The following is a 12,170-nucleotide window of genomic DNA, read 5'->3' as shown; positions in this document are numbered from 1 at the left end:
CTCCCTACACGCGGACGGCCCCTTACGCAAGTCCCGGCGGCATTCAGTGGCCGCTGGCGGCCCTACCCGCCCTGGGAACCGCACTCAACGCCGGTGGGGCCCCCGGCGCCGGAAGCCGGGGTTCCTGACGTCGAGGGACACGACCGTCCCCTCGCCCAACTCCTCGTTCAGGCGACGGATCAGGTCCAACGACATCGCCCGGGCGTGGGCCGCCATGGTGGGGGAGTCGGCGACGACCACCAGTTCACCGTCCTCGTAGCTCTCCGGCCGCAGGTGTTCAGCGTTGAACTCACCGACGATGTCCGCCCAGCGGCCGAACACACCGCCGATCGCGACCTGCTCCTGCCACCCGTGCTCGATGAGCCAGGTCCGCACCGCGTCACCGAACAACTGGGGCTCGTTGCGCGACCGGATCCGGCCGCGTCCGCGCCTGCGCGGCATGCCCCTGGGCACCGCCCCTCGCTCGCGGGCCTCGGCCTTGGCCCGTGCCAGGGCCTGGCGGGCCAGGTCGGCACCGGAGGCCGGGGGTGGGGCGGCGGAGCCCGCAGGCTGTGGACCGGAGGGACTGGGGGGGCCAGGAGTGTGCACAGGCTGTGGACGACCGTCAGACACGTCCGACCTCCCCTTCCGTCACGCCGAACCGGGCCCCGTCCAGTTCGGCGGGGATGTCGTCGGGCACCGCCGCGGTCACCAGCACCTGCTCGGCACCGCGCACCCCCTCGGCCAAGCGGCGGCGGCGCTCGTCGTCCAGTTCGGAGAACACGTCGTCGAGGATCAGGACGGGGTCGTCACCGTCCGATCTCAGGAGGTCGAACGAGGCCAGCCTGAGCGCCAGGGCGTAGGACCAGGACTCCCCCTGGCTCGCGTAGCCCTTGGCGGGCAGGTCGCCGAGCCTGAGGTGGAGCTCGTCGCGGTGCGGCCCCACGAGGCTGATCCCGCGCTGGAGCTCCCGGTCCCGCGCGTTGGCCATCGCGGCGCGCAGGGCATCGGCGAGCGGTGGCCGCTCGGCGGGGGGCTCCGCGCCCTCCTCGACGGCCGAGCAGCGGTAGGAGAGCGCCGCGGGGCCACCGGTGTCGGTCAGTCCCGCGTAGGCCTGCGCGACGCGCGGCCGGAGCTCCTCCACCAGAGCCAAGCGGGCCGCGAGGAGTTCGGCCCCGGCCTCGGCCAGGTGCTCGTCCCACACGTCCAGGGTGCTCAGATCGGGTGTGGAGCGCTGCCGGAAGATCCGCGCCGAGGCCGACTTCAGCAAGGCGTTGCGCTGTTTGAGCACCCGGTCGTAGTCCGAGCGCACACCCGCCATCCGCGGTGCGCGCGCCACCAGGAGGTCGTCGAGGAAGCGACGCCGCTCCCCGGGGTCGCCCTTGACCAGGGCCAGGTCCTCGGGGGCGAACAGGACGGTGCGCAGGATGCCCAGGACCTCGCGCGGGCGCCCCACGGCCGACTGGTTGACGCGGGCGCGGTTGGCGCGTCCGGGGTTGAGTTCGAGGTCCACCACCATGGACCGCTCGTCACGTACGACCTTGGCTCGGATGATCGCCCGCGGCGCCTCCCGCCGGATCAGCGGCGCGTCCGTGGAGACGCGGTGGCTCGCCAGGGAGGCCACGTACCCGACCGCCTCGACGAGGTTGGTCTTACCCTCCCCGTTGGCCCCGACGAACACGCTCACCCCGGGTCCGAGTTCCACCAGGGCGTCCGCGTACGACCGGAAATCGACCAGTTGCAGATGGGAAACGTACATCCGGTCCTCCTCCGGGACGGTCGTCGGTGCGGTGGGGGTGTCCGTCGGGGCGGAGCACGGAGGTCAGTCCCGGGAGGCCTTCCGCGGGTCCGGATCGGATTTGGTGACCGCGTGGCCGCCGAACTGGTTGCGCAGGGCCGCCACCACCTTCATGGCCGGACTGTCGTCCTGGCGGGAGGCGAAGCGGGCGTAGAGCGCGGCGGTGATGGCGGGGGTGGGGACCGCGTGGTCCACGGCCGCCTGCACCGTCCAGCGCCCCTCTCCGGAGTCGGCTGCGTAACCGCGTAGCCCGGACAGGTTCGGGTCCTCTTCCAGAGCGCGGCCCAGCAGGTCGAGCAGCCAGGAGCGGACCACGGTCCCCTCTCGCCAACTGTCGAACGTGCCCGGGATGTCCTCGACGATGCCGGACGCGGCCATGAGCTCGTAGCCCTCGGCGAGGGACTGCATCATGCCGTACTCGATGCCGTTGTGCACCATCTTGACGAAGTGTCCGGCGCCGACCGCCCCGGCGTGCACGAAGCCGCCCTCGTCGGGGGTGAGGGCCTCGAAGACGGGGCGGACCCGCTCGACGTGTTCGGCCGCCCCGCCGACCATGATCCCGTAGCCGTTGCGGCGTCCCCAGACACCGCCGCTGACGCCGACGTCGAGGTAGCCGATACCCTCCGCGCCCAGTTCCTCAGCGCGGGTCCGGTCGTCCACGTAGTGGGAGTTGCCGCCCTCAACGACGAGGTCGCCCTCGGAGAGCAGCTCGCCGAGCTGGCGGACGGTGGCGGCGGTGGGGTCGCCCGAGGGGACCATCACCCACACGGTGCGCGGCGCGTCGAGCCGGGCCAACAGGTCGGTCAGGCTGTCCGCGTCGCGTTCGTCCGAGGCCACGTCGTAGCCGACGACCTCGTGGCCCTTCTCACGGAGCCGGGCGGCCATGTTTCCGCCCATCTTCCCGAGACCGATCATTCCGAGCTGCATGCCAGTGCTCCCCTTCGCCGCCTGTGGACACGGTGGTGCCGACCGGTCCGCGGGGTCATCCGCGGACGCGGTTCCGGTGTATCTCAGTCAATCGAACAGAGGGCTCCTCAACCGGACAGGCGCACCGGCATGATGAGGTAGCGGTATTCGGGGGCGGCGTCCTCCGAAGCGGGCTTGCCGGTGAGGATCGCCGGCTTGGTCGAGGTGGTGAAGTGCAGTCGCGCGGTGTCGGTGCCGATGGCGCCGAGGCCGTCGAGCAGGAAGCCCGAGTTGAACGCGATCTGGATCTCCTCGCCGTCCAGCTCGGCCTCCAGGACCTCCACGGCCTGGGCGTCCTCGCCGGTCCCGGCCTCCAGGACGAGCCTGCCGGGGCTGAAGGCCAGGCGCAGCGGGGTGTTGCGCTCGGCGACCAGCGACACGCGCTTGACAGCCTCGACGAACTCGCTGCGGCTGACCTCGGCGACGGTGTTGAAGCTGTCCGGCAGCAGTGCCCGGTACTTGGGGAACTCGCCGTCGAGCAGGCGGGTGGTGGTCCGGCGGCCACCGCCCTCGAAGCCGATCATGCCGTCACCGTTCTCGCCGTTGGACAGGGCCACGGAGACCTCCGCGCCCGAGGTGAGCGACTTGGCGGTGTCGTGCAGGGTCTTGGCGGGGACCAGGGCGACGGCGGACAGCTCGGGGTTCTCCGGCTTCCAGGTGAGCTCGCGCACGGCCAGCCGGTACCGGTCGGTGGAGGCGAGGGTGATGGTCTCCCCCTCGATCTCGACGCGTACACCGGTGAGCATCGGCAGGGTGTCGTCCCGACCGGCGGCGACGGCGACCTGGCTGACCGCGGCGGCGAAGGCGTCGCTGCCGACGGTGCCGCTCACGCCCGGCATCTCCGGGAGGGTCGGGTAGTCCTCGACCGGCATCGTCGTCAGGGTGAACTTGGCGCTGCCGCAGGTGACGACGGCCTTCGGGCCGTCCGTGGTGATCTCCACAGCCTGGGGAGGCAGGTTCCGGGTGATCTCGGAGAGCAGCTTGCCGGGAACCAGGACGGTTCCGGGCTCCTCAACCTCGACGTCGACCGAGGCCTGGGTGGAGACCTCGTAGTCGAAACCGGACAGCCGGACCTGCTGGCGGCCCTCGAACTCGCCGGCGTCGAGCAGGATGCCGACCAGCACCGGGACCGAGGGGCGTGTCGGGAGTGTGCGCGCGGTCCAGGCGACCGCGTCGGCCAGGATGTCGCGTTCGACCCGGAACTTCACTTTCCGACTCACTTTCCGCACGACCGGCAGGGCCGGTCGAAGCCTCAACGTTGCAGCTCGTGGGCGGGTCGGCCGGGGCTCCAGCGGTGGATGCTCCGCTCGTCGGCGGTGGCCCCGGCCCCCGTGGGTCCGCCGCACGGATGCGAGCCGCGGCGGACAGGGGCGAGACCACACGTTACCCGGATTCCTCAGGTGTCGCTGCCAGCCGGTGGAGGGAGCGCGGATCGAGGAGTTGTCCACAGTTTTCCCGCGAAGCGGTTTCGAAGCCACAACTGGGTAACTCTAGGTGCGTCGTAGTAGTAGGGCCTGTGGATAGTGTGGATAACCCTTGTTTATGCAGGTCAAGGTGGAGATTTTTATCCACAGGCCCTGTGGATGGGCTTGGGGATAACTCGGCCCGCCTGTGGACGGCGAAGGACGTCCACAACTTATCCACACTCTGTCCACAGCTTCGTCCACAGGTTTCCCCGGGGTTGTCCACAGCCGCTGGGGATCTCGGCGCGGGGGGTGTGGGCCGACTGTCCACAGGAGTGGTGGAGTTACCCACAGGATCGGAGCGGTTATCCACAGCTTATCCACAGGGTTGTCCACAGATTTTGGGGGTTCCCTGTGGATAACTCGGCCAAAAAAGTCGGCAACTTTTTTTCTAGGCCGAGTACAGACCTCACCAAATCGGGTTGAACCGGTTGTGCACAGGGTTGTCCACAGCCCCTGGTGGTTGCTGTGGAAAGAGCAGGTCAAACCACCCTGATCTGCTCTTTTGGGGCGGCGGTGTGGGTCGGACGGCGGAGGCCGGCCTCCGTGCTCTGGGAGGGCGCAGGGCCGCTCGGCGCCCGCGCGGGGCATCGCCGCGGTTCAGCGCAGGGTGGGGTGTCGCCGGAGCAGCCTGTGGATAACCCCGGTGGTCCGGACACGGACGGGGGGCGGCCCACCGTAGTGGGCCGCCCCCCGGGGCCTCCTGCACGGGAGAGGCGTCACGAGAGCGAGGGCTGGTCCTTGATCCTGCTCGTGAGTTCGTGCACCTGGTTGTAGATGGACCTGCGCTCGGCCATGAGGGCCCGCACCTTCCTGTCGGCGTGCATCACCGTGGTGTGGTCCCGGCCGAACTGCTGACCGATCTTGGGCAGGGAGAGGTCGGTCAGCTCACGGCAGAGGTACATGGCGATCTGCCGGGCGGTCACCAGCACGCGGGAGCGCGAGGTCCCGCACAGGTCCTCCACGGTCAGGCCGAAGTAGGCGGCAGTCTGGGACATGATCGCCCCGGCCGTGACCTCGGGGACCTCGGTACTGGGCACCAGGTCCCGCAGCACCTGGCTGGTGAGGTCCAGGTCCACCGACTGCCGGTTGAGGCTGGCGAACGCGGTGACGCGGATCAGTGCGCCCTCCAGCTCGCGGATGTTGGTGGAGATCTTGCTCGCTATGAACTCCAGGACCTCGGGCGGTGCGGCCAGCCCCTCCTGGGCGGCCTTCTTCCTGAGGATGGCGATCCGCGTCTCCAGCTCCGGCGGTTGGACGTCCGTGAGCAGCCCCCACTCGAACCGGCTGCGCATCCGGTCCTCCAGGGTGGTCAGTTGCTTGGGCGGCCGGTCACTGGAGATGACGATCTGCTTGTCAGAGTTGTGGAGGGTGTTGAAGGTGTGGAAGAACTCCTCCTGGGTCTGCTCCTTGTTCTCCAGGAACTGGATGTCATCCACCAGGAGTACGTCGATGTCGCGGTACCGGCGGCGGAACCCGTCCGCCTTGCCGTCCCGGATCGAGTTGATGAACTCGTTGGTGAACTCCTCGGAGCTGACGTAGCGCACCCGCGACCCCTCGTAGAGCCGGTGCGTGTAGTGGCCGATGGCGTGCAGCAGGTGCGTCTTGCCCAGGCCGGAGTCCCCGTGGATGAACAGTGGGTTGTAGGCCTTGGCGGGTGCCTCCGCCGCCGCGACCGAGGCCGCGTGGGCGAACCGGTTGCTGGAACCGATCACGAAGGTGTCGAAGGTGTACTTCGGGTTCAGCCTGGCGTGCTCTCCCGGGGGCGCCTCGGCGGACCGCCCGGGCGGGGACCCCTCAGGATCCCCGCCCCTGTCGGGTGAGAACCCCTCCTGTCCCTCCGACGGCTCGGGCCCGTTCTCGGCGGCGGTCCCGGCACCTTCGACGCTCTCTGCGGACACGGGGGGCCCAGGGGCCTCCGGGGGGTGCTCCGCTCCCGGTTCCCAGAGGCCGGGAGCCTCGTGTCCGCCGGCGGCCTCCGGAGGACCGGGCCACGCACCGCCGGGCACCTGGTCCTCCGGAGGCCGGGCGTGCTGTCCGGCGGGCGCGGTGGGGCCGGAGGGCGAGGGCGGCCCGGAATGCGCTCCGTAGGGCCCCTGGGAGGAGGGGAGCGAGGGGGACGGGGTGGGCGGCGGGGTCGGTACGGCGGTGGGATCGACCGTCACCGCGACCCGGACGTCTCGGCCCAGGTGAGCGGAGAGCGCCCGGTTGATCGCTGGGTAGAGCCGGGTCTCCAGCACCTTCTTGGTGAACTCGTTGGGTGCCGCGATGAGCGCCGTGTCCTCGATCAGGCCCAGTGGACGGGTCTGTGGGAGCCAGGCGCGCTGGTGCGCGGGCAAGGAGTCGTTGTCGAGCCCGTCCAGCACGCTGGACCAGACCATTGCGAGGTTGACCTGTGCGTCAGCCAAGGTGACCTGCCACGGTTGCTGTCCCTTCGGTGCGGATCTGTTCGGTACGGATCAGGGGGCGTGGGGAGACGGGGGAGACCCGGTTCGTGCGGTGTGTGGACCAACCTTCATTGTCCTCCCTCCCGGGGGTGGCGGGGCGGGAGGACCTGTGGACGGCCGGTGCGGCGGAGCCGTGACGACCTGTGGACAACCTCACCCGGGGCCGCAGGCCGGGGGTGGTGCCTACCTTCCGGTATCCACAGGAAGAGCGCTCTGTCCACAGGTTGTGCACAGGTTTATCCACAGGATGCCAGGCGGGTGTGCACAGTGCGGAGTTATCCACAAATCCCTGTTCACAAGCTGTGTAAACCGAAATCTCCGGGGGGTTGCGTCCGTGGTTCGGCCGCTAGGGGCAAGTTATCCACAGGCTGAGGTTATCCACAGGAAGGGTGTGCGCGTGGAGGAATCCCGGCCTGTGGACAACTCACCGTCCACAGGCCGCGGGGTGCGTGGGACCCAGGGCGGGCCGGGACGGGAAACGCCCACGCGGCCGCGGTGGAGCGCGGTTGGAGGCGGACCCTGATTTGACCCGGGTCCGGCCCCGCCGTATCTTCTTTATGCTGTGGCCGTGGATTCGCCTGCGCCTGTGACCTCCATGACGGCGCGCCCCGGCCCACACACCGTGAGGCCCCGCATATCCTTGGGGGTCTGCCGCACGAGAATTCCCTGACACGCCCCTGGAGCCAGCAGTGAGCAAGCGTACGTACCAGCCGAACAACCGGCGTCGCGCGAAGGTCCACGGCTTCCGGCTGCGCATGCGTACGCGCGCCGGCCGCGCCATCATCGCCTCGCGCCGCCGCAAGGGACGCTCCGCGCTGACCGTGAGCCACTAGGCCACGCTCAGCCTCCAGCCTTCGGGACCGGTCCGGCCTTCACGCCGGCCGGTCCCTTTGTCGTGGAACGAGTCGGTGTCCGAGGGAGTGCTGATGCTGTCGCCGCAGAACCGGATGCGCCGTAGCGCCGAGTTCGGTTCCGTCATGCGCTCGGGGCGCCGCTCCTCGCGCGGTGCCGTGGGCGTGGTCTACCTGCCTCCGCCCGGGGTCACCCCCCGCGACCGGGCCGAGCCGCCGCGTGTCGGCTTCGTGGTGAGCAAGGCCGTGGGTAACGCGGTGGTCCGCAAGCGTGTTCAGCGGCGGCTCCGGCACGTGGTCCGCGATCGATTGGGTGTTCTGCCAGACGGTAGCCTTCTGGTGGTGCGTGCCAAACCCATCGCTGCCACCACACGGCAGTCGGAACTGGACACGCAGCTCGACAGTGCGATCGCCGCGGCCATGCGGCCCCGTGGGACGTCCCGCCGCCGGCGGGGCCGAGGCGGATCGCGTCCCCCGGCGGTCAAGCCGACGGGGCATCAGACAGTGGGGGAGCACCGCCCAAACGAGGGCGGGGAACGGTGGACGGGGCGATGACGGAGCGCGGAACGACGTTCCTGGCACGGGTGCTGATCCTGCCGATCCGCTTCTACCAGCGCTTCATCAGTCCGCTCTTCCCACCGGTCTGCCGCTTCTATCCGTCGTGCAGTGCGTACGCCGTCGAGGCGCTCCGTGTGCACGGTGCCCTGCGGGGGTTGTGGCTGGGAGCCAGGCGCATCGCCCGCTGCCATCCCTTCAACCCGGGGGGTCTCGACCCGGTGCCACCGCCTCGTGGGAGGCGGGGTGCCGTGTCCCCGGACCCCGCGGACGGGGGCGCCGCTCCCGGGGACCAGTAGCCGAACCGAATCACCTAGGAGTTGGCCGGTGCTCGACTGGCTTTACAACATCGTCGGCCATGTGTTGGCCTGGATCCACTCGGGTCTGTCCCTCACCGGTCTGGACCCCGACAGCGGCTGGGCCTGGGGCCTGTCCATCGTCCTGCTCACCGTGCTCATGCGGCTCCTCATGGTCCCGCTGTTCGTCAAGCAGATGAGCACGCAGCGCAAGATGCAGGACCTGCAGCCCAAGATCGCCAAGCTCCGCGAGCGCTACAAGCACGACAAGGAGCGCTTGAGCCAGGAGTCCATGAAGCTCTACCAGGAGAGCGGCACCAACCCGATCATGGGTTGCCTCCCGCTCCTCCTGCAGATGCCGGTCTTCTTCGCTCTGTTCAGCGTCCTGCGCAGTGTGGCCGAGGGCAACGCCCAGTACGGCTTTTCCCAGGAACTGGCCGACAGCGCCCGGCAGGCGCTCATCTTCCAGGCACCGATCGCCGCCCAGTTCAACAGCAGCACCGACGAACTGATCGCGCTGGGGGCCACCAGCCCCATCCTGGCCAAGGTCGTCATCGCGATCGCCTGTGTGATCATGGGGACCACGACCTTCCTCAGCATGCGCCAGAGCATCAGTCGGAGCACGGCACAGATGCCGGACAACCCGATGATGCAGTCGCAGAAGATCATGATGTACATCGCGCCGCTCTTCGGCCTTTTCGGCCTGGCGATGCCGGTCGGTGTCCTCGTCTACTGGGTCACGTCCAACGTCTGGACGATGGGGCAGCAGCACTTCCTGTACAAGAACAACCCCGTGCCGGGGTCGGGGGACGACAAGGGCAAGGGTGCCCCCTCGTCGGGCGGCCCCTCCGGGGGCCCGGCCAAGGGGATGCTCGGTCGGAAGAAGGCGGCTGAATCCGCGCCGGAGCCGAAGGAACAGCCTAAGATCGAACGCAAGCAGCCGAAGAGGCAGCCGCGCTCCAAGCGCGGTGGCGGCTCCGACTAGAAGTTGTTCGTGACCTCGGTGCCGGGCCGTAGGGGGTTGCGAGGGCGCCCTCGCGCGAACCAGGCGGGCAGCGAACCGCGCCGCCAGGCGTCCGTTGAGGGCGGTGGCGGGTGGGCGGAGGTCCAAGGAACACCGCACGTCGGCCGCCGGAGATCTTGTGGCGGGTGCGCAGGCGATACGGCCCCTGAGGCGTACGACGGTCGGGGCGTACATGGTGAGGAGACGGGAACGCTGTGGGACGTAGCGAGGAAGAGAGCGGTGGAGTAGCGGTGGCTGAGGCGCCCGACCCCGGAGTCGATATCGAAGCCCTGGAGAACGAGGGCGACATCGCCGCGGACTACATCGAGGGACTCCTTGACATCGCGGACTTCGACGGCGATATCGACATGGACGTCGAGGGCGACCGTGCGCTGGTCTCCGTCGTCGGTGCGACGCTGGACGAGCTCATCGGTGACAACGGCGAGGTCCTGGAGGCACTTCAGGAGCTGACCCGTCTGGCCGTGCACCGGGCGACGGGTGAGCGCAGTCGGCTGATGCTCGACATCGGCGGCTACCGGGAGGGTCGCCGCAAGGTGCTCGCCGAGGTCGGCGCGGAGGCCGCGGCCAAGGTGAAGAAGACCGGTGAGGTCTACCCGCTGGAGCCGATGACGCCGTTCGAGCGCAAGGTGGTGCACGACGCCGTCGCCCAGGCTGGGCTGCGCAGTGAGTCGGAGGGCGAGGAGCCTCACCGCTACGTGGTGGTGCATCCGGCCGAATAGCCGCAGGGGTCTCTCTTCCGGGGGTGGTGTTTCACGTGAAACACCACCCCCGTTTCGTGCCTCCGGGACCTTCCCCGCCTTCCGTCGCCGTGCCGGCATCTCCGTTGCGAAGGGCCGGCCCGGGAAGTCTTCGGCGGGGGCGTGGGCGGTGAGTCGTGGCACGACATGGGGGACGAGGATGTTTCACGTGAAACCATGGTGCTCCCCGGCCGTAGGATCGTGTGGGGGACCAGCCCGATCATGGAAGTGACGATGGACGAGTTCCGACAGGTGGTGACCGATGACCTCGGGCGCTGATGAGCGCGGAGCCGCGCCGCCCGCCTCGCCGGACGCGGCGGAGGCGGTCTTCGGCGAGGCGATGCCGAAGGTGCGGCGCTACGCCGAGCTGCTGGCCGACGACGGTGTCCGGCGGGGACTGATCGGACCACGCGAGGTTCCCCGCCTCTGGGAGCGGCACCTGATGAACTGCGCCGTAGTGGAGGAACTGCTCCCGGAGAACGCTCACGTGGTGGACGTCGGCTCCGGTGCCGGACTTCCCGGTCTGGTGCTGGCTCTGGTCCGCCCCGATCTCAGGGTGACCCTTCTGGAGCCCCTCCTGCGGCGGACGGTCTTCCTGGAGGAAGCGGTCCAAGTCCTTGATCTGTCCAATGTCGAGGTGCGGCGGGGGCGTGCGGAGGAGGTCCACGGTGAGCTCCACACCGATTTCGTGACCGCGCGCGCCGTGGCTCCGCTGTCCCGTCTGGCTGGGTGGGCCCTGCCTCTGCTGCGCAGGAACGGCAGTCTGCTGGCGCTCAAGGGGGAGCAGGCAGAGGCCGAACTCGCCGCTTCCCAGGACGATGTTTTGAAATTGCGCCCTAGCGTGAGCGATGTGATCCGAGTGGGGCGGGGTAAAGTCGAACCCGCTACCACGGTCGTTCGCGTCACGGTGACATCCGACGGTGGTCCGCCCCTGTCCGCAGGAACCCGGAAGGCACGGGGCGGCAAGAAGAAGCGCGGACGGAAGAGGTGAACTCATTCGTGCCCCAGAACCCGACCGACTACGACGGTGTTTCACGTGAAACATCCGCGGGCGCGCACGGCGACCTGCTGGATGTTTCACGTGAAACGGCCCCCGGTGACCCTCAGGGTCCTGTTTCACGTGAAACATGGAGCGGTGAAGCGCCCGCCCCGACCGACTCCGCCGGAGTTCCCGACACCCCCCTCGCCCGTGCCGCCCAGGCCGCCATGGCCGCCCGCGGTCACGGCGGCCCCTGGCCCCGCCCCGAGTCCTGTCGGGTGATCGGCGTCGCCAACCAGAAGGGCGGCGTCGGTAAGACCACGACGACCGTCAACATCGCGGCGGCGCTGGCGATGCACGGACAGCGCGTCCTGGTGATCGACCTCGACCCCCAGGGGAACGCCTCCACCGCCCTGGGTGCGGAGCGGGACAACCAGGCCCGTTCCATCTACCACTGCCTGGTGGAGGACGAGGAGATCCGCAAGCTCGCGCAGCCGGTGCCGGACATCCCCCACCTGTGGTGTGCTCCGGCGACCATCGACCTCGCCGGAGCGGAGATCGAACTCGTGTCGCTCGTCGCGCGCGAGGCGCGGCTCAAGCGCGCCATCGACGCCTACGACACTTCCGAGCTCGACTACATCTTCATCGACTGCCCGCCGTCGCTCGGCCTGCTCACCGTCAACGCGATGGTGGCGTGCGACGAGGTCATGATCCCGATCCAGTGTGAGTACTACGCGCTGGAGGGGCTGGGCCAGTTGCTCAACAACGTCAACCTGGTCCAGGCCCATCTGAACACCGGGCTGAAGATCAGCACGATCCTGCTGACGATGTACGACGGCCGAACCCGGCTCTCCCAGCAGGTCGCTGAGGAGGTGCGCTCGCACTTCGGTGACCTCGTCCTGGAGACGCTGGTGCCCCGCAGTGTCCGTGTCTCCGAGGCGCCCAGCTACGGGCAGTCGGTGATGACCTACGACCCGGGGTCCACGGGGGCGGCCGCCTACCTCGAAGCCGCTCGGGAGATGGCCCACCGGACTCCGGGGACGGGTCGCTGACGCAAGGGGTGCCCCGGGTGCGG

The 12,170-nt window shown here is 69.3% G+C and carries 12 protein-coding genes; 7 read left to right on the top strand and 5 right to left on the bottom strand.

The genetic code is table 11. The annotated features are described in order from the left end of the window. Window positions 1-84: 84 nt before the first annotated feature. The 5 genes from B042_RS24855 to dnaA form a co-directional block, all read right to left on the bottom strand. Complete coding sequence (locus B042_RS24855; protein ID WP_197024206.1) at window positions 85-588, bottom strand: DUF721 domain-containing protein; 504 nt, start codon at window positions 586-588, stop codon at window positions 85-87. Window positions 589-604: 16 nt separating this feature from the next. Further along, complete coding sequence (gene recF, locus B042_RS0108405; RefSeq protein ID WP_028647920.1) at window positions 605-1,738, bottom strand: DNA replication/repair protein RecF; 1,134 nt, start codon at window positions 1,736-1,738, stop codon at window positions 605-607. 63 nt (window positions 1,739-1,801) lie between these two features. Continuing rightward, window positions 1,802-2,704: a phosphogluconate dehydrogenase (NAD(+)-dependent, decarboxylating) gene (gene gnd, locus B042_RS0108400; protein WP_028647919.1), complete on the bottom strand. Its 903-nt coding sequence runs from the start codon at window positions 2,702-2,704 to the stop codon at window positions 1,802-1,804. A gap of 107 nt (window positions 2,705-2,811) precedes the next feature. Next, entirely contained in the window at window positions 2,812-3,951 is a 1,140-nt protein-coding gene (gene dnaN / locus B042_RS0108395) for a DNA polymerase III subunit beta (protein ID WP_028647918.1), read from the bottom strand. A gap of 974 nt (window positions 3,952-4,925) precedes the next feature. Beyond that, window positions 4,926-6,587: a chromosomal replication initiator protein DnaA gene (gene dnaA, locus B042_RS0108390; protein WP_028647917.1), complete on the bottom strand. Its 1,662-nt coding sequence runs from the start codon at window positions 6,585-6,587 to the stop codon at window positions 4,926-4,928. A 755-nt stretch (window positions 6,588-7,342) separates the two neighbouring features. Between dnaA and rpmH the strand changes: the two genes are divergently transcribed. The 7 genes from rpmH to B042_RS0108350 all read left to right on the top strand — a co-directional run bounded on the left by rpmH (window position 7,343) and on the right by B042_RS0108350 (window position 12,147). Beyond that, on the top strand, window positions 7,343-7,486 hold the full coding sequence (rpmH, locus tag B042_RS0108385; RefSeq protein ID WP_028647916.1) for a 50S ribosomal protein L34: 144 nt from the start codon (window positions 7,343-7,345) through the stop codon (window positions 7,484-7,486). A 93-nt stretch (window positions 7,487-7,579) separates the two neighbouring features. Beyond that, window positions 7,580-8,059: a ribonuclease P protein component gene (gene rnpA / locus B042_RS24850; RefSeq protein WP_081748670.1), complete on the top strand. Its 480-nt coding sequence runs from the start codon at window positions 7,580-7,582 to the stop codon at window positions 8,057-8,059. After that, a complete protein-coding gene (gene yidD / locus B042_RS0108375; RefSeq protein ID WP_028647915.1) occupies window positions 8,056-8,358 on the top strand; it encodes a membrane protein insertion efficiency factor YidD in 303 nt (100 codons plus the stop codon). The genes rnpA and yidD overlap by 4 nt, the downstream gene beginning before the upstream one ends. Before the next feature lie 28 nt (window positions 8,359-8,386). Then, on the top strand, window positions 8,387-9,340 hold the full coding sequence (gene yidC / locus B042_RS0108370; protein WP_028647914.1) for a membrane protein insertase YidC: 954 nt from the start codon (window positions 8,387-8,389) through the stop codon (window positions 9,338-9,340). A 269-nt stretch (window positions 9,341-9,609) separates the two neighbouring features. Continuing rightward, window positions 9,610-10,098 carry a R3H domain-containing nucleic acid-binding protein gene (locus tag B042_RS0108365; RefSeq protein ID WP_028647913.1) on the top strand — a complete coding sequence of 163 codons (489 nt, stop codon included), beginning with the start codon at window positions 9,610-9,612 and terminating at the stop codon, window positions 10,096-10,098. A 280-nt stretch (window positions 10,099-10,378) separates the two neighbouring features. Continuing rightward, the gene (gene rsmG, locus B042_RS0108355; RefSeq protein WP_028647912.1) at window positions 10,379-11,107 is read left to right on the top strand and encodes a 16S rRNA (guanine(527)-N(7))-methyltransferase RsmG; all 729 of its coding nucleotides are present in this window, start codon (window positions 10,379-10,381) and stop codon (window positions 11,105-11,107) included. Next, the gene (locus tag B042_RS0108350; protein WP_369797687.1) at window positions 11,104-12,147 is read left to right on the top strand and encodes a ParA family protein; all 1,044 of its coding nucleotides are present in this window, start codon (window positions 11,104-11,106) and stop codon (window positions 12,145-12,147) included. The genes rsmG and B042_RS0108350 overlap by 4 nt, the downstream gene beginning before the upstream one ends. The last annotated feature ends 23 nt before the right edge of the window (window positions 12,148-12,170 follow it).

Source organism: Nocardiopsis sp. CNT312, from assembly GCF_000515115.1.
Lineage (GTDB): Bacteria > Actinomycetota > Actinomycetes > Streptosporangiales > Streptosporangiaceae > Nocardiopsis.
The sequence above is the reverse complement of the archived record's forward strand: the minus strand, read 5'-3'. Positions and strand labels throughout refer to the sequence as shown.